Below are 21,513 nucleotides of genomic sequence, written 5' to 3' on the forward strand. Positions count from 1 at the left end.
GCTATAATGCTGTAAATGAACGTACATGGAGGCCAATAATGGGAACTCGAACGCGGGCGACTGATGTGATGTGTCGCGTGACTAGCGATTTTGAATTGTTGAGTTTTGAGGCAAGCGAATTTACTGCCGAGGAAGCCGCTGAAAAGCTTAACTTACCATTAAATATGTTGTTTAAAACTTTATTGGCCAAAGGCGAGAAAAAAGGCTATGTTTTAGCGGTTGTACCAAGTGATCATCGCCTGAGCCTCAAGAAATTGGCCGATGCGCTTGGCGATAAACGGGTTGAAATGGCTCCCATCGAGGAATTAACCCGCTTGACTGGCTATCTCAAAGGTGGGGTTTCGCCCTTGGGCACGCGCCGCGCAATGCCAGTTGTCCTCGATTTTAGTGCCTTTCAGCATGCACGAATTAGCTTGAGTGCTGGTCAACGTGGCTTACAAATGTTGGTAGCGCCAAGCCATTTGCAACAAGCCGCCAAAGCCCTAGTTGCCGATATTAGCGACAACGATAGCTAAAACAGCTCTTAACAATGACAAATATTGACACATAGGCGTGTTAGACTGACAATCAGTAACGACAAACCCTGCAAGCTCTTTGCACGGATTGTCGAGCGATGTTGTTAAATGTTTCCCACGCTGGGAACTAGAAATGAAGCACGCATGTATACTCTCCTTGATCGTCCGTTGCACACCATTCCGTTTGTGTTGTTCGATATGGAAAGCACTGGCTTAGATGTTCAAATTGGGCATCGCATTTGTGAAATGGCGGCAATGCGCATTCAAGGTCGCGAGATTATTGATCGCTGTGAGTTTTTGGTAAATCCACAACGCGAAATTGATCCCGCTGCGTTTGCGGTAAACGGTATTAGTGCCGAAATGGTTGCTAATGCACCATCATTTGGCGAAATTTGGCCTAAAGTCAATAAATTATTTCATGAGGCAGTTTTAGTTGCGCATAACGCCTATTTCGATATTGGCTTTTTGACCAGCGAATTAAGCCGAATTAATTTACCACCACTTGAAACACCTGTCATCGATACATTGGCGTTGGCGCGGCGCTACATTACCGCACGCCGCTACAATTTGACCTCGCTCGCAACCAATTTGGGCGAAAAAGCGCCTTCTCATCGTGCGATGAGCGATGTTGTAGCCTTGCGCCCAGTTTTTGAGCACTTGCTCGATATTTTGTATCGTAAAGGGGTGCATACCTTGGCCGATTTGCTGCGAGCGCAGCGCGGCCTGTTGCCTGGCGACGAAGAAAGCCCTTTAATTCAAGAAATTTCAACGGCGATGACCAGCCGCCAATCGTTGATGATCTCCTACCGCACTGCTGGCGGCGATCCAGTTGAGCGGCGCGTGCTGCCGATGGGCTTGACAGTCGAGGGCAAACGTCACATTTTGCACGCCTACTGCTATTTGCGCAATGCTCAACGCATGTTCGCGCTCGACCGACTATCGATTGTCGAATTGTAATTCATTGCTCTTGGTTGCAGCACTGTCAACAAACTGACTTGGCTTGACCTTTATCGTTAGGGTGTTGACAGTTTGCAATTAGGAGGAACAATGAGCAACAATCAATTGACGTTGGTAATGGTCAACGAATCGCCGACTTTTGGCTCGATGATGGTCTATACCCAAAGTCCTGATCTTGGTGATTTAGCGGCCTATCGCTTTATCAACCAACCAGTTCATCCTACAACCCAAGCAAGCTTTAGTTGGAACGATCAGGCGTATGGATTTACTTGGGTGCAAAATAGAGCACCAGTTGATAACATCGGTATTACGACCAACTTGATTCAGCTTTGGCCTGCCGATGAGAGCCAAAACAACCAAGTGACCCTAACCCAAATCGACGATGCTTATACCTTCAAAGACCAAACCAAAGCTGAGATAGCAGGCTCGTTGGTGATTGTGCAAGATAGTACGGTCGGAGCAAATGCGGTGCAAATAGGCGTGAGTTTTGCTGGTAGCCCAGTTTTTGTAGTTGCTTCCGAACCAAACGTGACCGCAACGTTTACCCCAAAGATTGATTATTGGATTGTATTTGGCTATACGGTGGTTGAAAACGGTGTAACCATCACCACAACTACCAAGCCCCAACAGCTGGTGTTCCCATCGGGCTATGATACCATTACCGCTGTGCTAGATGCTGATTATCACTGGCAAATTAGCCCAAGTGTAGCGACGGCTGGCAACCAAAATCAAGCCAGTGCCGAAACGCTGGAAATCGCCGCAAGCTAACAATTTGACAAAAACTGGCTGCTGGATATAATACACAACGTTGCATGGCGCATTCGTCTAGCGGCCTAGGACGTCACCCTTTCAAGGTGAAGATCACGGGTTCGAATCCCGTATGCGTCACCAAGACACTCGGTTTTGCCGAGTGTCTTTTTGTTTAACTACGTTTTAGTGGGGCCATTTACCCAATGATTGAGGCGGTTTGGCTGGGTTGCAATGTAATCACCGTGACTTCGGGCTTGGTGCCAAGCCGGAAGGGAATACCCCAATAGTTTGTGCCTGGGTTGATATAAAGCAGCGATTGCTCAAGCTGATAGTGACCCATGGCATGTTCCAAAAAGGCCGAGGCCATGCTCCAGCCAAGTTTGGGGATGGCAAATTGGCCGTAGTGCGTGTGGCCGCTCAAGGTTAGTGGCACGTTGCGTTGAGCTAAAGCGGGCCAGAGCGCTGGGTTGTGGGCTAAAACCACATGAAATTCGTTGGCTGGAACATCAACCAATGTTTTGGGAATATCAGGGGCTACGACTTCGCGACCTTGGGCCACGTAGGTTCCAGCGGGATCGCCAGTGCCTGCCAGCCACCAACGCACACCACGATAGTTAAATGCAGTTGCTTGATTGACCAAAACCTTGATGCCCATGGTTTCTAAACCGGCCCGCACGCCATCCCAACCAGCATAGACATCGTGATTGCCAGCGATGGCGACAACGCCTAATGGGGCTGAGAGTTGGCCGAAGGCTGCGGCAAATGGTTCAACATCATCAACATAATCATCAACTTGATCGCCAGTCATCACAATCAGGTCGGGCTTGGCGGCTTCAATTGCCGCGACGACGTTACGCAAGTGGCGATGCGAGGTATGCGGCCCAACGTGGGTATCCGAGATCTGGACAATTTTCAAGCCAGCTAGCTCATTGGGCAATTGGGGCAAATTGGCGGTCAATTCGCGCACTGCCAAGCGGCGTGAGCCAAAATAAGCCAAACCAATGCCCGTCAAATAGAGTAACCCGATGCCACCTGCCAAGCCACGCCCTAGCAACCCACTGCTATGGAAAGGCAAGCCAATAATCAGGCCAATCAAGCCACCGATTGCCATCAATGGCAAGAGCAATTGGCTATACCAAAATGGCCGAAAGCCCCACAAGCGTAGATGCGCCGATGGTGCAACTGGCCCACCAAACGAACGTGCTACGAATAGCAGTGGAATGTAACTCAAGAGCATCAAGCCTAGGATGCTGAGCCAGCCACCAGGTATGACACTATAAAACACACTACCAATAATTAGCCAGCACAGCGCCATCCAAGCCATAATAATGCTGGCAATTTTACGTCGATTAAGCCGTTGTGATGGGCGAGCTTTCGGCAAGCTATCTGCCTCGGATGCAGCCATAGATATTCCTCTCGGTGATTGATTGCAGATCTTGGTGTGCCGATAAACAAGCACCTAAGTAGTGTACTACGAGTTCGTCGTTTGCTACGCTTTTTTTTGTAAACATCTGTTGCAGCGGCCTCAAGCAACAGTTAATTGCTACTTGACAAATTAAACTAGTTTTGCTATATTCATATCAAACCTTCTCCTCTCTCTTCTCTCCCACAAGCGGCTCCATTTTGCGAGCCGTTTGTGGTTTTAGGCGTTTTTTTCATTATTGCTTCTTCAATTGTCCTACCCACAACGTTGATGCCTTGCATGGTTAATCACAGGTTTGGTGGTAATCCTTTTGGTAAGGCTGACCTAAGACAATAGGTCGTATCAGCAACCTAAATAGGGCTAGTACTTGGGGCAATTCTGGATTAAATATCACCCCTATGGGTTAGCATCCAAGGATTAACCCTTGAGCGAATGGTTAGTACTGAGATTCTGAGGCTAGAGCCATGCCCATTGTTAAATGTTCATGGCCATTCATGCGACCTCCTGACCTATTACACGACATAAGGGAGTAGAACGATGATTCTTGCACTTGATATTTCAGCCGCAAATTTGGGTATGGTTGTTTTTGAACGTGCCACCGCCCGCGTTGTAGAACATGCCCACCTCGACCTTGATGCCCGCCGTTGCACCCCTAAGCAACGAATTATCCTCGCAGTTCAATCATGCCAACAATGGCTGCGCGATTATCCGAAATTGGTTGAATGTGTGATTAATGCGCCATTGCCCAAAACCCAGCCCGCCGATCTAATTGCCTGTCAACGGATTGTGGGAGCCTTGATTGGCTTAATTTATGGGACGGGCCTGCCAGTTACCGAAATTTCGTTGGCTACGGCGAAACGCCAATTAATCGGCCATCAATATACTGATCGCGCTAGCCTCATGCTGGCGGCTGCAATGTATTTTGATGCAGACTACAGCGAATATGAAGCTAGCGCTTTGGCTTTGATTGTGGGCTACAACCAAGAATTATTCAAACGTAACAAGCAACAAGTTGCTGATATGCGCCATTTTGCCTTGCTCAAGGCTTAGTTGGGCTTTATCGCCATTGGCAAAAAGATTTGAAGATCTTGCGGGCGACCATCATCAAGCCAACTAGACCAAGCGCTGGTTGGGTCTGGTTGAAATGTTCGATAAAGCCTACCATCAAAGCTGTTGGTAATAATCACCGTTCCCAAGCTGGAATAATGGGCTACTGCCACCCCCTTAGCACTTGATGGTGGGGTTGCTAGCTGTATAAATGTGCTCCAGCCTGATTCCCATGTGCGATACCAAACGTCTCCCATGGTATCGGTAAACGCACATGTGATCTTGCTGCCTGCTTGATCTTGGCAATTTACTTGATCGAAGCTACTGCCAGTTGGCCCGCCATCATCGAGCCAGCCACTCCATGTGCCGCTTTCGTAAAAACGACGATAGGCATGACCATCGCTGCCGATGGCAAAAAGCAGAATACTATCGGTGTTGTAATTGCTTGAGGTGAGGCCTTTAAATGGGCCGCCATTAACAAATGCGCCGAGATCGCCCCATGTTGACCAACCACTGCCACTCCAGGTTTTTTGCCAAAGGTGATTATCGCTGGCGCGAACGAAACAACTAATGTTGCTGGCCGAAGCTGAGGTACAGCTCAATTCGTAAATATCCCACGAGCTTGGTCCGCCTAAGCTCGTCCAATCGCTCCAAGTTGTGCCATTCCAGGTGCGTTGGTATAGATTGAAAAAATTACCATCCTTGCCACTTACAAAAATATCAATCGTTGTGCTATCACGGGCAACTGCCGAAACACCCCCGCTGGTATCGATTGTGAAATAGGGAAAGCCTAAACTAACCCAATTGCCCCAACCAAGACCGCTTTGCCATGAATGTTGCCAAACTTGTTTATCATCGCCCACCACAAAGCAATCGATCCGCTCAGTGGTAGGCGAGGCACAACTAATCGATCCTCTGCTAGCGATATCTAAATCTTGTGGGCTGGCTGTGCTGGGGGTAATTGGCTGAGCGAACAATAAACCAACCAATGCAGCCCCAATCAACGACCATTTCTTCAAACCCATAATGTTCCTCCTGTAACCGCTATCAATCTGTATAGTGGTAAGACTAGTCGATTGGGTATTGACACAATATGACAAAAATTGTCAAATAGCGGTAATTCCAGCAAGATTCAGGAGTGGTGATGAAAACACAGCGGTTAGAGGCGTTTAGTGATGGGGTGCTCGCGATTATTTTGACGATTATGGTATTGGAGTTGAAAATTCCCCATGGGGATAGCTGGGCTGATATTCAGCCATTAGTGCCAGTCTTGCTATCGTATATTTTGAGTTTTGTCTATATTGGGATCTATTGGAACAATCATCATCATATGTTGCATGTGACCAACCAGTCTAATGGGGCGATACTTTGGGCTAATTTGCACTTGTTGTTTTGGCTCTCACTTGTGCCATTTACGACTGGCTGGATGGGCGAAAACCACTTTGCCACGATTCCTACCGCCGCCTATGGGATTGTGATGTTGGGTGCAGGGGTTGCCTATTGGGTCCTACAACTCACGATTATTCGTAGTCAAGGCGCAAATTCTCCGTTGGCGAAATTGATTGGGCGTGATCTTAAAGGTAAACTCTCGCCCTTGCTCTACGCTGTAGCAATTGGTTGTGCCTTTATTCATCCAGCCTTGGCGGGCTTTTTCTATGTGGCGGTCGCAATTATGTGGCTCTTGCCTGATCGCCGAATCGAATTGCATCTGAATGAGCTTGAAGATTAATATTGCTGCCTCTCTCGACTCTCAACGAGTAGGCTAGCTGGCAGTTTGGCTGCGCAACAACAATGGCTCCATTTGCATCAAGCTAATTAAGCTTGCTTGCAATGGCTCAAGCTGTTGGTTGAGTTCATTCAGGCCTTGCGAACCACCGCCCATGCTATATTTGCGTGGGCGTTGCTCGCTGGGCATTGCCAAAATTTCATTGATTTTATTGCCAACGTCAACTGGATTATCAGCATACTCAAGCCCAGCCACAATGCCGGTGCTGATGCCTTGAGCAAATTGACCAGCCAAGCCATAGGCGGCATTCAGGCTTTGGTCGGCGGCAACCTGAATATTTGTGCCAAACTTGGTTGCATAGCCACCCAGTTGCAAAATTACGCTATCGATCCCCAGCGAGGTCAATTCGTAAAACATGCTTTGGGCCATAATTTCTTCGGCAGCTTTGCTGGCTCCATAGGCGGCCAAAAACGGCACAACGATTTGGGTACTGGTACTAGAAATCGTGATCAACAGGCCTGCTTGCTGTTGGCGCATTAATGGCAAAACAGCTTTGGTAACCCGCAATGCCCCAAACACATTGATATCAAACAATTGCTGAACTTGCTCGATGCTACAGGCCTCAGTTAAGCCCGCCAAGCCAGCGCCCGCGTTATTGATCAAACAATCGAGGCGGCCTGCTTTGGCTTGAATGGTGGCAATTGCCTGATCGACTGAGGCTTGATTGACTACATCAAGCTCGATTGGCTCGATGTTTAATCCATGTTGGCTGGCAAAATCGCGTAATTCTTGGGCGGCTTGGGCATTTTTGCCAGCAATCCCGCGCATTGAGGCAAATACCGTGTGGCCATGCTCGGCCAAAGTTTCGACGATTGCCCGACCCAAACCGCTGCTGCTTCCAGTTACCAAAATTGTTTGAGCGTGTGCCATGGAAATCCTTTCTACTCAACACAAACTAGCTATATAGATTAATTATATGGTGTAGTAGAGAGGGCCAGCAGGCCTGAAAATCTGACACTTAATTAGGTTTGGCCCAAATTGGCGTTGGCAATAATTTAAGTTGTTGCAGGAGGCCTAGCTGATCAAGGTTGAAGATTGCCTCGACGATTTTGCCTTCCACAAAACGATGAATCAAGATCAACATAACGCTGACTTGGCGCTGGGTTGGCGCAAATTTCCAGAGTTGACCGGTATGCGTACCATTAAAGAGCACCAAATTAACTACGCCATCAGCCTCAGCGATTTGGTCAATTAAGCTTAGATTTAAATCGCTAAATGCGCTGCGTACTTCATTGACATGCCGTTCAACACCCTTAAATCCATTATAACCAAGCGGCTTCTGCACATATTGCGGGTGAAAAATCTGCTCGATCTGCTCAAATTGAGCCTGATTATAGATTTGATTAATGACGATTGCCGATAATTGTTTGTATTGCTCGATCATGGTAAACATCCTTTTGGTATGCGATTAAGCCTTTGGTGTTTCATACGCCTAGCGCTTGGCTAGGACTTATAGACCTTGACAAGGACATTGGTCGATCTAATAATGACATTTACACAGCCCGTATCTAGATTATATTGCGCTTAGTGCTTTTTTGTTCATGGAGGTTGCCCATGGTTAAGCTTCTGTCTCGCCGAGGAGTTAGGATGCGCCGGTTAAGCTATCTCAGTGTGCTCATGCTGGTGCTATTGGCTGCTTGTAGCACGAGCCAAGCAACCCCCACCCCTGCCCCTAAGGATTCGGTCAAGCTTCAGTTGAACTGGGTTTTTGATTATTCGTCGTCGGGCTTTTTTGCTGCTGAAAAGAATGGCCGCTTTGGCGAGCAGAATTTGAATGTCGAGTTGATTGCAGGCGGTTTCGATGCCAACGGCTATATTGATGGGACTGAAAAAGTCAGTAGCGGAGCCGCCGATTTTGGAGTAGCTAGCGCCGATAGTGTGATTCAAGCTCGCGCCAATGGTAAGCCCGTAGTTGGGATCGCCGTGCTAACCCAAAATAGCCCATTGGCGATTCTTTCGTTACCTGGCGCTAATATTCGCACGCCGCAAGATTTGGTTGGTAAAAAAGTGCTGGCCTCGGAAGGCGGGGCTACCCAGCTTTACAATACACTGCTTTCGGCTCAAGGTATCGATTTGGAAAGCGCTAAGCCTTTACCGCGCTTTGATTCAGGCATCGATCAGTTGATTGATGGCGAGATTGATGCGTTGGTGGCTTGGAATATCAACGAAGCGATTGAACTAAGTGAGCGGGGTTACCCACCTTCAATTATGTTGATGAGTGATTACGGCATCAATAGCTATGAATTGGTGCTGATTACTACCGAAAAAATGGCGACTGAAAACCCCGATTTGGTCACGCGTTTCCTCAAAGCTACCTTCAAAGGCTGGAATGACGTAATTGCTAACCCAAGCCAAGCGGTTGATTATGTGGTGACCTACGATGTTAAGCTCAATCGCGATGCCCAACTGCGGCGCTTAACTGAAATGCTCAAGTTGATCAAGCCTGCAAACACCAAAATTGGCGATATGCGACCCGATCTTTGGTCGTTTACTCACCAAATGTTGCAAACCCAGGGCGCACTCAAAGAGCCAATTGAGTTGGGTCGGGCCTATTCAACCTTGTTCTTAGATGTTATTCCTGACCGCTAGACCCGCATCGAACCAAAACCCCCGATCCATTTAGTGTGGATCGGGGGTTTTGGTATGTGGTCATTGGTTCTAGGCTTGATTTAATGTTGCTCGGACTGCTGCTTGCAGATTGGCCATGGTCGTAACTGAATCAAGGTTGATGCCGCTCTGAATCAAATCTTGGGCAAAATCGGCACTTACTCCAACCAGCATTGCTTTTGAACCAAGCAAGCGCAAGGCATCAAGGCTGCGGACAAAGGTCGCTGAATCTTCCAAAACCTCAAGTCCTGTCACATCGAGAATGACAGTATGAATCCGTAGACGCTCAGCAGTACGCAACATGGCTTGTTGCAATTGCTCGATTCGCTCGGTATTCAGGCTGCCAGTAATTGGTACAACCACCACGCCTTGCGCCACTGGAATAATTGGCGCGGTCAGTTTGGCCACCGTACTATTGGCTAGTTTGAGTTGATCAAGGGTTTGTTGCAACGATTCGCGCTCTTGTTCTAGCTCGTGGGTGCGCTGCTGCACGGTTTGCTCAAGATTTTGATTGACTTGTTGGAGACTTTGTTGGGCGGCTTGCACTTTACTAGCCATTTGATTGAAGGCACGAGCCAAAAATCCTAGCTCATCTTTGCTTTGCTCAGGCAACTGTACAAACTGATTTGACTCAGCTAAAGCTTGGGTATTTTGCACCAACGCCACGATTGGCTGACTCAGCCGATTGCTGATTAACCAAGTCGCTAGCAAGGTAATAATCGTTAGTGCTGCCAAAAACCATAATAGATTGCCAACAATCCGACCTGAACTCGTTTCGATTGTGGCGGTGACTGCTTGGGCCTCACTAGTGATCTCGGTTTTGGGCGCAACCACCACAATATGCCAATTGATCGAGGTAAGTGCAGCGTTGGCTACAACCAAATCTTGGTTGTTTGCTTGGAGCGTTTGAATGCCGCTTTGGTTATTCTGCATCCGTTCAAGCACACTGGCTAATACTGGGGCAGTGGTGGGGTTCATCTGGAGTTCGAGGGTTTGGCTTGGGCTAAGGGTTTGCGAGCTAGGAATATTCAAAAATGTTTGGAGCGCAATTTGGGGCGCAGCAATTACATCGCCATGTTGATCGAGCACAAAAGCATAGCTACCTGGGGTGGGTTTAATCGTTTCAAGTTGTTTCAAAAATTCATTCAAAGTAATGTCGATGCCAATAAAGCCACGAAATTGATCGCCTTGGTAAATTGGCGAACTGACGGTTGTTAGTAAGCCTTTGCCCAATTCATCCGAGTAAATATCTGTCCAAACCGTTTTACGTTCAGGGTTGCGGGTTGCCGCCACAATCGTATAAAAATTTTCGTTGGGCACATCGAAATCAGGCGGCACAATATCTTGCAAATTCGAAACCGGATAATAGCGGGTCATGCCTTCGTTACTAACATAATAAATTGCTAGCGCATCGCCTAAATTGGCCAAAACCCCAGGGAAAATCGCGTCGAGAATCTGCGAATCGCGTAGGTTTTGGCGCAGTAACGCGCTATCAGGAGTATTGGCAAAAATCACTAAATCGCTCTTGCGGTTGGGGTTGGCATCAAAACGATTGTTGGCAGGGCCAGTCGTGAGTTGGCTCAATGGGTCAGTTAAGCTCAGGCTTGGAACTTGATCAAGGCTATTAAACAAACTGACCAGATGGCGTGTCGTGCTGGCAGCTTGCTCAAGGTTGGCATTGAGCAATTTGGCCTCAACTTGGGTGAGATCAAACAAAGCCACCTGACCTTGATTTTGCAGACCATGTTGGCTGGCGGTGGTAACATCGGTGCGGGTTTGGGCAAAGCCACGCAATAGCCCAACTACCACCAGCAAAATTGTTGCAAACAGCAAGAACGCACTGGCTAAGGTGATTTTTGTGCTGATACGCGAAAGGATTGGTATATGCATAATCACACATTTCCCTAAAACAACGCCAACAAATCGCCATGGAAACAAGTTTTGAGATTTCCATATCATCGTAGAGCCAATGGCTGCTGTCAATAGCCAAAAGTACGCTCCATTTGCTAGCTCTTTTTGGGTTAGGATTTCAGTTTGCTATCATTGGCTGTCGGCTAAAATTTGCTATGCTGAGGCTATTGATCAATCAAAGGAGGGTTTGGATGGCTAAACGAACAATCTATTTGGTTCGTCATGGGCAGTATCTCAATCAAGCTGGCGAATCGGCGCTGCCCGATGGAGCCTTGACCGATTTAGGGCAGCAACAAGCTCAGGCATTGGCGACGCGCTTGGCTGCACTACCAATCAGCCAAATTTGGCATAGTCCGAGTATTCGCGCAACTGAAACTGCCCAATGGCTTCAGCAACAGCATCCTCATATTCCGTTACAAGTTGAGCCATTGTTGCTCGAATTAATTCCTTCGATTCCCAATGATCCAGCTTTGCCTCAATCGACCCAAGCCTTTTTTGCTAAAATTGAGCCTGCGATTGTTGATGCAGGGGTAGCACAATTTGCTGACCTCTGGCAAAAGTATTTTGGCCCAGCTCAAGCCGACGGGCAGATTCTCTTGGTGAGCCATGGCAATTTGATTAGTGCGGTAGTTGCAGCGATTTTTGGAGCAGCCAATACCCATTGGATCAACGCCGATATTCAACATTGTGGTTTAACCGAGGTAAGTATTACTGATCAAGGCTGGCGCTGTTTAATTCGTCATGGCGATGTGGGTCATTTGGCATTGGCTGCCCAAACCTTTGTTTAATTAAGACCAAGAGATTAGGGATCGGATTTTGATTTTAAGCGTAGGATTGTGCAACCGTTGTGCGTTGCGTGTTCTTTGTAGTTAAAATTTTTGATCCCTAATCCTTCCTGTCTAGAGCAAATTTAACCTAGAGGGGCAGAGTGCGCGACCGGCTGTTGGCTTATGGCTATCGAAACATTATGCTGCGATTGTTGGCGAATGGCATAGCCCAAACAGGCCAGACAACATGGCAATACCAACCACGATTCCCAAGCGAAGGTATTGGTTTGCAGTGTATTCAGTGGCATTCCTTGGGCTTGGGCTGTGAGCATGAGGGCAACCCAACGTGAGCCAATCAGGCCTAGCATTGCGGTGCTGAGACCAATTTTGCCCCATAGTTTGAGCCAAGGCCAAGCCAAACTTAGCACAATCAATTCGATAAACGAGAACGACCAACCAACAGGCCTCCCCCAATACAACAAGATAAAACTCAAACCATAGAGCATTGGAAAACCAAGATTTTTGTGCCAAACCAACCAACCGATCAACCCTAAACTCACTAGCCATAAGCCAAGCGCTAAGATTTGAGCACTATTGGCGCTGATGCCAAGGTTGATCAAACCTTGTAAGGGTGTACGATTCCACATGCTCATTGGGCTTTGCTCAGCAGCCGAAAAGTTAAACCATTGATATTCTAAGGTATGGGTTAAATAACTGAAAGTTTCGTTGCGCAGCGCCTGATCCCAGCGCCAAATTTCAAGCCCAATCAAGCCTAAAGCTAACCCAGCGATGCTGGCAATTCGTTTGAGCAAGGCCTGACGAGCGGCCTGATCGGCGAGGCTACAATAGGCCAGCAGCGCTAGTGCTCCAAAAAACATTGCATAAAATGGTTTGATCAATAGCATGAGGGCAATAATCAGGGCGGCAGCTATACGCGAGTGATGGAGCGCCCAATAACCGCCAACCAAACTGCCAAGTAAGAGCAGAAACTCAATATTGCCTGCTACAATGCCGATCAAACACTCCATGCTCAACATAACCCAAATTGTCCAGCCACTGCTTTGTTTGGTTAGATAGAGCCAAAATGCCACAAATATGATCGTTGCAATGCTCAAGCTTGCGGCCATCCCGAGGCTGCTAATTTGCAAACGAGTTACGATAGTGGCCAACGTCGGCGGGTACAAATATGGCCCAACGATTTGCCCAACTTGATCATATTCGGCTTTGACTGCAAGTTTGGCGGCGGGATCCGGCGCGTTGAGCATGCGTTGCTCCCACTGATGCACGCTGCGCCACATCGCCTGAGCCTCAGCAATGGTAGGATAGGGGCTAGCCTGTTGTTGCATCCGTTCAGCAGCCAAAGCATAGCTTTGAAAATCGACAGTTTGGATTCCGCGCTGGCCATTTTGTTGAACGATACTATAGCCAAATCCAACCCATGCCCCAAAGATTAACCAGCCGACAATCGTCCCCAGCATTCGCCATGAAAAGCGCATACACAACCTTCCTCCAAATTAAAAGCCTGGCAATGCAGCTACACACTTGCTCCATCGCCACGAGATTTAAGCGGGGTAGACCCCGCGATACCCCAGCAATTCGGCTAGCCGACCAAGGGTTGCAGATAATACTTTCTGCACCGGGATCGGCATGCGCGTATCATAACCGCCATACCGACCTAAAGTTCTTGCAGTCGCAGCGAGTTGCAGGGGATTTTTGGGTAATCCTTCGGCATTGACCTTGCCTTGGCGAGCCAAATCGGCGACTGTAGCGAACACGCCCAATACATCTTGGACAGCGGCGGGGTTGGCTTGAGCAAACAGATTGCGTTGGCGATAAACCATCGGCTGATCGCCAGCATTCCAGGGGTGAATATGCGCTTGGTTTGGTTTAACTTGAAATGACTCGCCAGCTTTGAGCGTTTGTTGTTTGCCATCGAGGCTATAGTGAGCGATGCCGCTCATAATTTCAAAGGTCTCTGTCCAAGTTAAATGGCGATGTTCGGCGATATCGGGTTTGGTGTTGGGTTGGCAAGTTACCTCAAGCAACCAACCCATGCCTTGGGTTTCTTGATCACTTTCGAGGACAACGGTTTGCGATTGGGTTAGCGGATTATGAATCGTAACGCCTTGACGAATCAGCATAGACAGCGCTCCTAGCTTAAACTCAAAACCACAATTGTTGGATTAGTTTACGATTAGCGGTGATATGCTCAATGGTCACCAATGAGGCTAAATATGTCTGATTGTGATTGAGAAATTTGTGTTTGCACCGTTCATCCTAGTCTTTTCAGCCGTATTGACAATGCTTAGCATGTTGATGTAGGATCGTTAAGCGAATATCTATTCGTATTAATTGAATTCCGACCACCATCATTGGGGACGGCCATCTAGTAGACCTGCAAGGTCTATTGATGCCGTCCCTTTTGTTATTGGTTGGGATTGATCTTGGAAGGAGTATTGTATGGATGTGGTGTTACAACCATTGACATTGGTCATGGCTCAATCGCTTAGCTCAAGTGCTGCTTATGCTGATCCATCTGCTTTAACAATGGCCTATGCCCGTGCCGCGCTGATTCCGAATACTCAGATCCGCGCCATTGTTGATCATGAAACTGGCAATATTGTTGGCCTTCTCGTTTCTGGTTGCTCGATCGATGATGGACGCTGGTGGTTGTATGATCTCGTGATTGATTCGCGTTATGTTCGGCGTGGCTATGGACGGGCGGCAATTGCTTCGTTGGTAGCAGAGCTTGAACTCTACCCAGCGGTGGACTGTCTCTACGCTACCTATCCATCAAAGCTTATTGCCCAAGCGTTTTTGGCTGCGCTTGGATGGTCGCCGATCCCGACGGATGCAGCCGAGGAGCCAACGGTTGGATTATCAATTTCACCACGGATTTACCCTGATAGCATCATTCAACTTCAGCCGATTACGCTTGCCAATGCGCGTGCTTGTTTGGCATTAACCGTTGCTCCCCATCAAACGCGATTTGTCGCCAGTACAGCAGCCTCGCTTGTCCAATCTAGGTTTGAGCCTCACTGGATCACCCAAGCCATCTATCTTGATGATGTGATGGTTGGATTTGTGATGTATGGCCATGATCCCGAATATGGCTGGGGGATTCTCCGCCTCTTAGTTGATGTTCGATTTCAAGGGCGTGGGTATGGGCGGCAGGCGATTGATCAGGTGATCCTGGCGATTCGAGCGGCTGGTGGCAGGTCGGTTGGGGTTAGTTACGAAGCTGAGAATGAGGTTGCACGGCGTTTGTATCAGGCATGTGGTTTTGTTGAAACGACCGAACAGCCATTTGGCGAGCCATTTGCAGTGTTAAACTTACAAGCCTAACTAGTTAATTACTATAGGCTTGTGGCGCAGAGGGAACCTAATCCCTCTGCGCTGGTTTAGTTTATTGCTGACCCATGCGGGTATAGAAATGAATGGCGGTCGCAACTCCACGGAAGAATGCATCAACGAACAGATATTCGTTGGGTGCATGGCCGTTATCACCGGTGCCAAAGCCCAAGGTTGCCAAGTCAATGCCCAATTCGCGCTGAAACATGCCCATAATTGGCACTGAGCCACCTTGACGATAGAGCATGGCGGGCTTGCCCCACGTTGCTTCAAAGGCGGCTTGTAAGGCTTCGATGACTGGCCCATCGTAGAGCAAATTGACAGGGTGGCTGGTTGGACCTTTGGTGACGCTCACATCGGCAGTAGGGCTGGCAAAGCTTTGCGCAAACTGGCAAAATGCTTCGAGAACACCATGAGGATCTTGGTTGGCAACCAAGCGCATCGTGACTTTAAAGCCCGCTTCAGCTGGAATGATTGTTTTGGTGCCTGCGCCTTGGTAGCCGCCCCAAATACCGTTTACATCGCAAGTTGGCAAGGCGGTGGTACGAGCAACCAACGAACCAAGTTCGTTGGCCCAAAACGTTTTGCGGCCACTTTCGTTTTTCAACATCTCGAAGAAATCTGGTTCTTGAGTATCCATGAGTGCTTGCTCTTTGGCCGATGGTGTTTGCACATCGGCGTAAAAGCCAGGAATTTGGATGCGTCCAGTTTGGTCGTGCAAGGCGGCGATAATCTTGCCAACGACATGAATGGGGTTTTGAACTGCTCCCCCAACTAAGCCCGAATGCAGATCATGGCTTGGCCCAGTTACCTTAACTTCGGCTCCGATGATGCCCCGCGCAGTGTAGAACATGAGCGGTTGGTCGGGCATTGAGCCGCCATCACAAATTAACATCAAATCTGCGGCGAGCAACTCTTTATACTCGCGCACAAATGGCTCCATCGCAGGCGAGCCAGTTTCTTCTTCGCCCTCGAAGATGACTTTAATATTGACCGGAAGTGTGCCAGTGGTCTCAAGCAGCGCCTCAAAGGCGATCAAATTGGCAAATGCGCCACATTTATCGTCGATCGAGCCACGCGCATACAATTTGCCATCGCGCAGGACTGGCTCGAACGGCGGGGTTTCCCACAATTCTAATGGTTCAACTGGCTGGACATCATAATGGGCATAGACCAAGATGGTTGGGGCTGCCGCGCCAGCCTTGAGCCACTCGCCATAAACGACAGGATGACCACTGGTGGCGATCGCTTGGCAATTGGCAAATCCAATCCGTTGCAGATCGCCAACTAACCAATCGGCACAGAGTTGGACATCGGCAGCATAAGCGGGGTCGGTACTCACTGAGGGAATGCGTAGCAGTTCACTAAATCGAGCCAATAGATCGTCATGGCGATCGTTGACCCATGCCAAGGCAGCATCAACCGTCATCTGATAGACCTCACACTGAGGAGCACAACCAAGTGTGCTCCAAATCGATCCCGTGATGCAGTATAGGCCAAGCGTGCCGATTCAACAAATTGTGACTGCTGTTGTTAATCGTGGTGTCGCCAGTACTCAGATTAGCCCAACGGTTGCGTTAGATGCTGCAATTTTTGCGGGTTGAGCATAATATAAATCCCAGCAATCTGTTGATCGAACATATCTAAAATCAATGTGCCGCTGGCATGCCCATCGACCAGCGCCACAAATCCAGCTTGTCCATTGATCAGACGTGGTTCAAAAATGCTATTGGCAGGCAATTTGGGCAATACGCCGAGCAAGAAGCGCCCAACCGCCGTCGGCCCATAAATTGGATTTCGTGCTGCTTGGACCACGCCACCGCCGTCGCTGCGCAATACAACATCTTCTGTAAGCAAACTCATCAAGCCATTTAAATCGCCAGTTGCACAACTTTGCAAAAATTGTTCGCTCAGCCGTTGCTGCACGCTTGGCTCAACCTTGAAGCGTGGACGAGCTTGGGCCACATGTTCGGCAGCCCGATGGCCAAGTTGACGACAGGCCGCTGGAGTTTTGCCGACAATCTCGGCAATTTCGCTATATTCGTAGCCAAAAACTTTGTGCAGTAAGAAAACTGCGCGTTCAGCAGGCGAAAGCCGTTCGAGCAGCACCAAAAATGCCGTTGATAACGATTCGAGTTGTTCTAGATTGCTGCTAGGCGCGGCAATAATTAATGGCTCTGGCAGCCATTCGCCGATGTATTGCTCACGTTGATGTCGCGCCGTGTTGAGCTGATCAAGGCACCAGCGAGTTGCCACGGTTGCCAACCAAGCCCGTGGGTTTTCAACTTGCTCGGCATGGCTTTGCCAACGCAAAAAGGTTTCTTGCAAACAATCTTCGGCATCCATCACGCTGCCAAGCATGCGATAGGCAATGCCAAACACGTAGCCCCGATAGCTTTCAAATAGCTCAACATGGTTCATGCCAAGGCTCCTATGCTGCGCATCTGGCTTTGAGTGGCTGGTTGTAGCAGCTGTTTGGCCGCAGTGTAGCCGCTAGCAAAGCTGGCATCGGCCAATTGACCCTCGGTTCCAACCCAATCACCCGCCAAATAAACGTTCGGGCAATCATCCAAAACCACGGGGGTGCGGCCCGCCAAGCCGCCAAATTGCACCTGCGGCGTATCATAACTGACAGTAATTGATGGCAAAAATTGGCTAGTAATCAATTGGTCGCGCCAGCCAGCCTGATATTGATCCAATAATTGTTCTAATTCGGCGCGGGTTTGCTTGGGATCATAGGTTTGGCGCGGGTCGAGATATTTCATCACATGAATTAATGCTTGACCTGGCGTTGCAAGTTTGGCATAGCTAGAATGGGCAACCGCATAATAAGGCTGATCAACGCCCAATAAAAAGCGTCGCTGTGGTTGAGGCAATTGACGCAAGCCAACATCCAAACAAGCAGCAGTAATCGGCAACAACCGTTGATAGTGGCGCTGAAAGTGCTGGCTTGTGCCGACTAATTCGTTGGCTGCCTGCGGCGTAACCGCTAAAACTACTGCCTCAGCTTGCATAGTTGTGCCATCAGCTAATTGAATCGTTACCCCTGCATGGCTTGGTTGGATTGCTTGAACCCGTTGGCTGGTACGTAGTTCAACGCCCGCTTGACGCGCTTTGTTGATCAACGATTCAACGATCACTTGCCAGCCATGATCAACATACAACACTCCAGCCAAACCAGTTTTGATATTTTCGAGCGTGGCGGCGGCGCTTTGCAGGTCGTTGGCCGCGCCGTAGGTGGTCAAACGCCCAAACATTGCCAACAATTGGCGAGCGTGTGGCTCATCGGCTTGCTGCTCGATCCATTGGGCAAAGCTACGATCGGCATAATTGGCTGGGTTGATGAATGGAATTTTGGCAAAGGTACGCAAAAATTGCCATTTGGCGCGGTGATTGAGCAACGGTATTGTGAGTGCTGCTTTAATCGATTTAGTTGGATAAAGCTGTTGCTCAGCCAACAGCACGTCGGGCGCGATTGGCTTTGAGCCTGCTGGTAACAAATTCAATTCACGCAGCACGCGTGCCCCAGCGCCCTTCAAATATAAGGCGTGTGGGCCAAAATTAATCTCAAAACCATGTTCGCGATTGGTACGAGCACGCCCGCCCAAGTGCTTCGCCCGCTCCAAAACGATCACCTGCTTGCCAGCCCGCGCCAGATAATTTGCTGCTGTCAAGCCTGCCAACCCGCCGCCAATCACCACTACAGGGTTTTGAGTGTTCATCGTTAACTCCAGTTTGTAAAAAACATTCTAGAGCTATGACGATTGAGTTGGCTGTAATGTGACATGCAAGCTATTCGATTTTAGCCATCTTTTTTGGATTGATAAGCAGTTGGATTGGCGTTGACCACCCGTTCGCGAAAATCGGCAGCAGTAGCCTGAATTTGGGTTTGCCAAGCGTTGGGATTGCGGCGCAATTTGCGGCGTTGCCAACGATTTGCCAAAACAACCAACGGAACTAGTAGGCTAATCCATGAGCGTTTGATCCCCAGTTGCTGCGAAAGTTGGCGGCCATGAAAATGGTGAGTTAGCGCGGTTACCAAAGCAAACGAAAATTTGAACGAACGCTTAATCAACGGCTGAACCAATTCGCTGACGGCTTGGATCATAGCGGCGGTCAAGCGGCGAGAGTTGGCATTAGGCGGCTGCATACTACCATCAACCCATTCCAACAAGCGGGCTGCCGAAGCTTGATCGACCACATGCTGGTAAATACTGGGGTCGATTCCCAGCAAATAGCCAATATATCGCCAAAGATGATACAAATCGCTCAATTCAGCAGCAGTGAAATCGATACCAAAACGCGCCAGCGCGGTAAACGGTACGTAGGTAAAATCGAGCCACGTCCGAACCATCTCCAATTGATTGATCGGCAAGCCAGTTTTGGTTTGATCCCAGCCGCGTTTGAGCATGACGCTACGAATTTGGGCATGCAACAAGCGCACTTGCAAACTATGCACATAGCCCAAGCCGCCGCGTTGCAGCTGTTGTGGAATGGCAATCGCCATGCCCCATGTGCCAGTTTCGATGATGCGTTTGGTTGCCATATGCTCAAGATCGCCAGTTTGCACCAAAAGATCGGCAATTGTCGGAGCACTGTAGGTATGCACCAACGAACCTGGGCCAAGCGCCAAGGTTAGCCAAAGCACGCCGATCGAGCAATAGGCTTGTGCTCCGCGTTCAAGTCGTGCAGGCTCAACCCAAGTGGGCAACGTTTCGGCAGCGGCAACAAAGGCGCGAATTGCCGGAAAATCACCCTCAATCTGAGCCAGCCCTTCAACCAAGCCCGTTTGTAGCGCTTGGCGGGCAGGCCGCCCATATTGAGCAAATTCAGCAATCACTGCATCGGCTAATGGATCACCCTGATAGGTGGCATGGACGAGTTGTTCGAAGCTGGCTTGACCAAAGGTTGCTTGAAGTTTGGAATGGTTGATAACACTCGCAGGGGCTTGCATGAACGACCTCTTGGCTAAAAATCAAAAAGCACGTACTGGCAAACCAGCACGTGCTCAATAGTAAAGCCTATTTCAATTCGCGTGACGAGAAGCCCAAAATCCGTCGGGCAATGATCAAGCGGTTAATTTGGCCAGTGCCTTCAAAAATGTCGTTGATCTTGGCATCGCGCATCCACTTTTCAGCTAGCAGTTCGCGCGTGTAGCCTAATGGCCCCAAGAGTTCGACCGCTTTTTGGGTGATGACGGTTGCAGCTTCGCCAGCTTTGACTTTGCAGGCTGAGGCTTCGACCGTGTTGGCTTCGCCTGAATCCATCATCCAAGCCGCTTTGAGGGTGAGTAACCAAGCAGCTTTGTGTTGGGCTTCTAATTCCAACACATCACGTTCGATGGCGCTCATCTCATTAACTGGCACATCATCGCGGATTGGGATGCCAGCAAGGCTAAGTTGTTCGCGCAACAATTCCAAGGCGGCGCGGGCAATTCCCAAAGCCGAAGCAGCTACAGCTGGACGAGTAGCATCAAAGGTTTTCATTGCACCTTTGAAGCCCTTGGGCGCGTCAGCGCTGGCAGCGGTTGCCTCGGCCTTCGGAATTTCGGGGTTGCCGAGCACGTTATCAAATGGAATGCGGCAATCGGTGAATACAACTGCGGCGGTATCGCTGGCGCGAATCCCCATTTTGTGCTCAAGCTTGGTTACTTGCATGCCTGGTGTGCCAGCTTCGACCACAAAGGCCTTCATGCCAGCGCGACCCAATTTGGGATCGACCGTCGCCCAAACCACGACCAAACCTTGTGATTCTTCGAGCGACAAACGTCCGCCAGTACAATAAATCTTTTCGCCGTTTAAGATCCACGAATCGCCATCGCGCACGGCAGTGGTGCGAATTGCCGAGGTATCCGAGCCAGCTTGTGGCTCGGTCATCGCCATCGAACCCCAAACCGGAGTTTCGCTCTCGCCGAAGCGTGCCAAGAAGCGATTTTTTTGGTCGCTGGTGCCAGCGGCGGCGACGGCAGCTCCGCCCAACGCGCCGCCTGGAGTGGTCAGATACATACCTGCATCGCCCCACGAAAGCGCCTCGATCAAGTGCACCATGCGCACATTGCCAGTTTTGGGCTTTTTGGGTTTGCTGGGGTCGGTTGCAGTTTCGGGTTTATCAACAGCACCAAACATTGGATTTTGGCGCATAATTGGCCACATCGCATTGATATAATCCCATGGAATATCGTGTTCGTGCTCATCGAAATGGCGTGAAACAGGCCGCATCATTTGTTCAGCAACCATCTGCGCCATTTGGCGTTGGGTATCAATGCTTTCGGATAATTTAAAATCAATCGCCATGAGAACCCCCGTTTGTAAGGATGAAGGATGAGGGATGAAGGATGAATAAATATGAGGGAAGAGGGATGAATCTGGGTGATATTCAATGAGAACACACATTCAGCAA

At 49.1% G+C, this 21,513-nt stretch carries 20 protein-coding genes and 1 tRNA gene; 9 read left to right on the forward strand and 12 right to left on the reverse strand.

Annotated features, from left to right (window positions below; all coding sequences use genetic code 11):
* Window positions 1-38 precede the first annotated feature (38 nt).
* The 4 genes from LCH85_13825 to LCH85_13840 all read left to right on the forward strand — a co-directional run bounded on the left by LCH85_13825 (window position 39) and on the right by LCH85_13840 (window position 2,363).
* On the forward strand, window positions 39-515 hold the full coding sequence (locus tag LCH85_13825) for an aminoacyl-tRNA deacylase (GenBank protein ID MCA0353067.1): 477 nt from the start codon (window positions 39-41) through the stop codon (window positions 513-515).
* 144 nt (window positions 516-659) lie between these two features.
* Window positions 660-1,472 (forward strand): WYL domain-containing protein, encoded by an 813-nt coding sequence (locus tag LCH85_13830; protein ID MCA0353068.1) that lies wholly within the window; start codon window positions 660-662, stop codon window positions 1,470-1,472.
* Between the two features lie 90 nt (window positions 1,473-1,562).
* Complete coding sequence (locus LCH85_13835) at window positions 1,563-2,240, forward strand: hypothetical protein (protein MCA0353069.1); 678 nt, start codon at window positions 1,563-1,565, stop codon at window positions 2,238-2,240.
* A 46-nt stretch (window positions 2,241-2,286) separates the two neighbouring features.
* Window positions 2,287-2,363 (forward strand) — tRNA-Glu (locus tag LCH85_13840).
* Window positions 2,364-2,418: 55 nt separating this feature from the next.
* Here LCH85_13840 and LCH85_13845 read toward each other — a convergent pair.
* The gene (locus tag LCH85_13845) at window positions 2,419-3,627 is read right to left on the reverse strand and encodes a metallophosphoesterase (GenBank protein ID MCA0353070.1); all 1,209 of its coding nucleotides are present in this window, start codon (window positions 3,625-3,627) and stop codon (window positions 2,419-2,421) included.
* A gap of 555 nt (window positions 3,628-4,182) precedes the next feature.
* Between LCH85_13845 and LCH85_13850 the strand changes: the two genes are divergently transcribed.
* Window positions 4,183-4,695, forward strand: a complete 513-nt coding sequence (locus LCH85_13850) for a hypothetical protein (protein ID MCA0353071.1) — start codon at window positions 4,183-4,185, stop codon at window positions 4,693-4,695.
* Here the strand turns inward: LCH85_13850 and LCH85_13855 are convergent.
* The gene (locus LCH85_13855; protein ID MCA0353072.1) at window positions 4,692-5,717 is read right to left on the reverse strand and encodes a hypothetical protein; all 1,026 of its coding nucleotides are present in this window, start codon (window positions 5,715-5,717) and stop codon (window positions 4,692-4,694) included. The two genes, LCH85_13850 and LCH85_13855, sit on opposite strands and share 4 nt — an antisense overlap.
* Window positions 5,718-5,836: 119 nt before the next feature.
* On the opposite strand from LCH85_13855, the gene LCH85_13860 reads away from it, so the two are divergent.
* The gene (locus tag LCH85_13860; protein ID MCA0353073.1) at window positions 5,837-6,421 is read left to right on the forward strand and encodes a TMEM175 family protein; all 585 of its coding nucleotides are present in this window, start codon (window positions 5,837-5,839) and stop codon (window positions 6,419-6,421) included.
* Between the two features lie 33 nt (window positions 6,422-6,454).
* Here the strand turns inward: LCH85_13860 and LCH85_13865 are convergent, their stop codons facing one another.
* Both LCH85_13865 and LCH85_13870 read right to left on the reverse strand, forming a co-directional pair.
* A complete protein-coding gene (locus tag LCH85_13865) occupies window positions 6,455-7,348 on the reverse strand; it encodes an SDR family oxidoreductase (protein MCA0353074.1) in 894 nt (297 codons plus the stop codon).
* 88 nt (window positions 7,349-7,436) lie between these two features.
* Window positions 7,437-7,862, reverse strand: a complete 426-nt coding sequence (locus LCH85_13870) for an ester cyclase (protein MCA0353075.1) — start codon at window positions 7,860-7,862, stop codon at window positions 7,437-7,439.
* 203 nt (window positions 7,863-8,065) lie between these two features.
* On the opposite strand from LCH85_13870, the gene LCH85_13875 reads away from it, so the two are divergent.
* A complete protein-coding gene (locus LCH85_13875; GenBank protein MCA0353076.1) occupies window positions 8,066-9,067 on the forward strand; it encodes an ABC transporter substrate-binding protein in 1,002 nt (333 codons plus the stop codon).
* Window positions 9,068-9,136: 69 nt separating this feature from the next.
* Here the strand turns inward: LCH85_13875 and LCH85_13880 are convergent, their stop codons facing one another.
* Entirely contained in the window at window positions 9,137-10,975 is a 1,839-nt protein-coding gene (locus tag LCH85_13880; protein MCA0353077.1) for a HAMP domain-containing protein, read from the reverse strand.
* 212 nt (window positions 10,976-11,187) lie between these two features.
* Between LCH85_13880 and LCH85_13885 the strand changes: the two genes are divergently transcribed.
* A complete protein-coding gene (locus tag LCH85_13885) occupies window positions 11,188-11,784 on the forward strand; it encodes a histidine phosphatase family protein (GenBank protein MCA0353078.1) in 597 nt (198 codons plus the stop codon).
* 122 nt (window positions 11,785-11,906) lie between these two features.
* Here LCH85_13885 and LCH85_13890 read toward each other — a convergent pair whose 3' ends face one another.
* The gene (locus LCH85_13890) at window positions 11,907-13,259 is read right to left on the reverse strand and encodes a hypothetical protein (protein MCA0353079.1); all 1,353 of its coding nucleotides are present in this window, start codon (window positions 13,257-13,259) and stop codon (window positions 11,907-11,909) included.
* 66 nt (window positions 13,260-13,325) lie between these two features.
* Entirely contained in the window at window positions 13,326-13,904 is a 579-nt protein-coding gene (locus LCH85_13895; protein ID MCA0353080.1) for a cupin domain-containing protein, read from the reverse strand.
* Between the two features lie 319 nt (window positions 13,905-14,223).
* Here LCH85_13895 and LCH85_13900 point away from each other — a divergent pair, with 319 nt between their 5' ends.
* Window positions 14,224-15,108, forward strand: a complete 885-nt coding sequence (locus LCH85_13900; protein MCA0353081.1) for a GNAT family N-acetyltransferase — start codon at window positions 14,224-14,226, stop codon at window positions 15,106-15,108.
* Between the two features lie 61 nt (window positions 15,109-15,169).
* Here the strand turns inward: LCH85_13900 and LCH85_13905 are convergent, their stop codons facing one another.
* From LCH85_13905 to LCH85_13925, 5 genes are all read right to left on the reverse strand, one after another.
* Window positions 15,170-16,543 (reverse strand): dipeptidase, encoded by a 1,374-nt coding sequence (locus tag LCH85_13905; GenBank protein MCA0353082.1) that lies wholly within the window; start codon window positions 16,541-16,543, stop codon window positions 15,170-15,172.
* 131 nt (window positions 16,544-16,674) lie between these two features.
* Window positions 16,675-17,535 (reverse strand): sigma-70 family RNA polymerase sigma factor, encoded by an 861-nt coding sequence (locus tag LCH85_13910; protein MCA0353083.1) that lies wholly within the window; start codon window positions 17,533-17,535, stop codon window positions 16,675-16,677.
* Window positions 17,532-18,836, reverse strand: coding sequence for an NAD(P)/FAD-dependent oxidoreductase (locus LCH85_13915; GenBank protein ID MCA0353084.1), 1,305 nt, complete (start codon window positions 18,834-18,836; stop codon window positions 17,532-17,534). The genes LCH85_13910 and LCH85_13915 overlap by 4 nt, the downstream gene beginning before the upstream one ends.
* An 80-nt stretch (window positions 18,837-18,916) precedes the next feature.
* On the reverse strand, window positions 18,917-20,068 hold the full coding sequence (locus LCH85_13920) for a DUF2236 domain-containing protein (GenBank protein ID MCA0353085.1): 1,152 nt from the start codon (window positions 20,066-20,068) through the stop codon (window positions 18,917-18,919).
* Window positions 20,069-20,135: 67 nt separating this feature from the next.
* Window positions 20,136-21,407: an acyl-CoA dehydrogenase family protein gene (locus tag LCH85_13925; GenBank protein MCA0353086.1), complete on the reverse strand. Its 1,272-nt coding sequence runs from the start codon at window positions 21,405-21,407 to the stop codon at window positions 20,136-20,138.
* Window positions 21,408-21,513: the final 106 nt, after the last annotated feature.

The organism is Chloroflexota bacterium (assembly GCA_020161265.1).
Lineage (GTDB): Bacteria > Chloroflexota > Chloroflexia > Chloroflexales > Herpetosiphonaceae > Herpetosiphon.

Coding starts and splice junctions, on each gene's coding strand:
- LCH85_13915 (MCA0353084.1), bottom strand. CDS start 18,836: ATGAACACTCAAAACCCTGTAGTGGTGATTGGCGGCGGGTTGGCAGGC.
- LCH85_13900 (MCA0353081.1), top strand. CDS start 14,224: ATGGATGTGGTGTTACAACCATTGACATTGGTCATGGCTCAATCGCTT.
- LCH85_13905 (MCA0353082.1), bottom strand. CDS start 16,543: ATGACGGTTGATGCTGCCTTGGCATGGGTCAACGATCGCCATGACGAT.
- LCH85_13925 (MCA0353086.1), bottom strand. CDS start 21,407: ATGGCGATTGATTTTAAATTATCCGAAAGCATTGATACCCAACGCCAA.
- LCH85_13855 (MCA0353072.1), bottom strand. CDS start 5,717: ATGGGTTTGAAGAAATGGTCGTTGATTGGGGCTGCATTGGTTGGTTTA.
- LCH85_13865 (MCA0353074.1), bottom strand. CDS start 7,348: ATGGCACACGCTCAAACAATTTTGGTAACTGGAAGCAGCAGCGGTTTG.
- LCH85_13885 (MCA0353078.1), top strand. CDS start 11,188: ATGGCTAAACGAACAATCTATTTGGTTCGTCATGGGCAGTATCTCAAT.
- LCH85_13830 (MCA0353068.1), top strand. CDS start 660: ATGTATACTCTCCTTGATCGTCCGTTGCACACCATTCCGTTTGTGTTG.
- LCH85_13910 (MCA0353083.1), bottom strand. CDS start 17,535: ATGAACCATGTTGAGCTATTTGAAAGCTATCGGGGCTACGTGTTTGGC.
- LCH85_13825 (MCA0353067.1), top strand. CDS start 39: ATGGGAACTCGAACGCGGGCGACTGATGTGATGTGTCGCGTGACTAGC.
- LCH85_13850 (MCA0353071.1), top strand. CDS start 4,183: ATGATTCTTGCACTTGATATTTCAGCCGCAAATTTGGGTATGGTTGTT.
- LCH85_13835 (MCA0353069.1), top strand. CDS start 1,563: ATGAGCAACAATCAATTGACGTTGGTAATGGTCAACGAATCGCCGACT.
- LCH85_13890 (MCA0353079.1), bottom strand. CDS start 13,259: ATGCGCTTTTCATGGCGAATGCTGGGGACGATTGTCGGCTGGTTAATC.
- LCH85_13860 (MCA0353073.1), top strand. CDS start 5,837: ATGAAAACACAGCGGTTAGAGGCGTTTAGTGATGGGGTGCTCGCGATT.
- LCH85_13880 (MCA0353077.1), bottom strand. CDS start 10,975: ATGCATATACCAATCCTTTCGCGTATCAGCACAAAAATCACCTTAGCC.
- LCH85_13895 (MCA0353080.1), bottom strand. CDS start 13,904: ATGCTGATTCGTCAAGGCGTTACGATTCATAATCCGCTAACCCAATCG.
- LCH85_13845 (MCA0353070.1), bottom strand. CDS start 3,627: ATGGCTGCATCCGAGGCAGATAGCTTGCCGAAAGCTCGCCCATCACAA.
- LCH85_13875 (MCA0353076.1), top strand. CDS start 8,066: ATGCGCCGGTTAAGCTATCTCAGTGTGCTCATGCTGGTGCTATTGGCT.
- LCH85_13870 (MCA0353075.1), bottom strand. CDS start 7,862: ATGATCGAGCAATACAAACAATTATCGGCAATCGTCATTAATCAAATC.
- LCH85_13920 (MCA0353085.1), bottom strand. CDS start 20,068: ATGCAAGCCCCTGCGAGTGTTATCAACCATTCCAAACTTCAAGCAACC.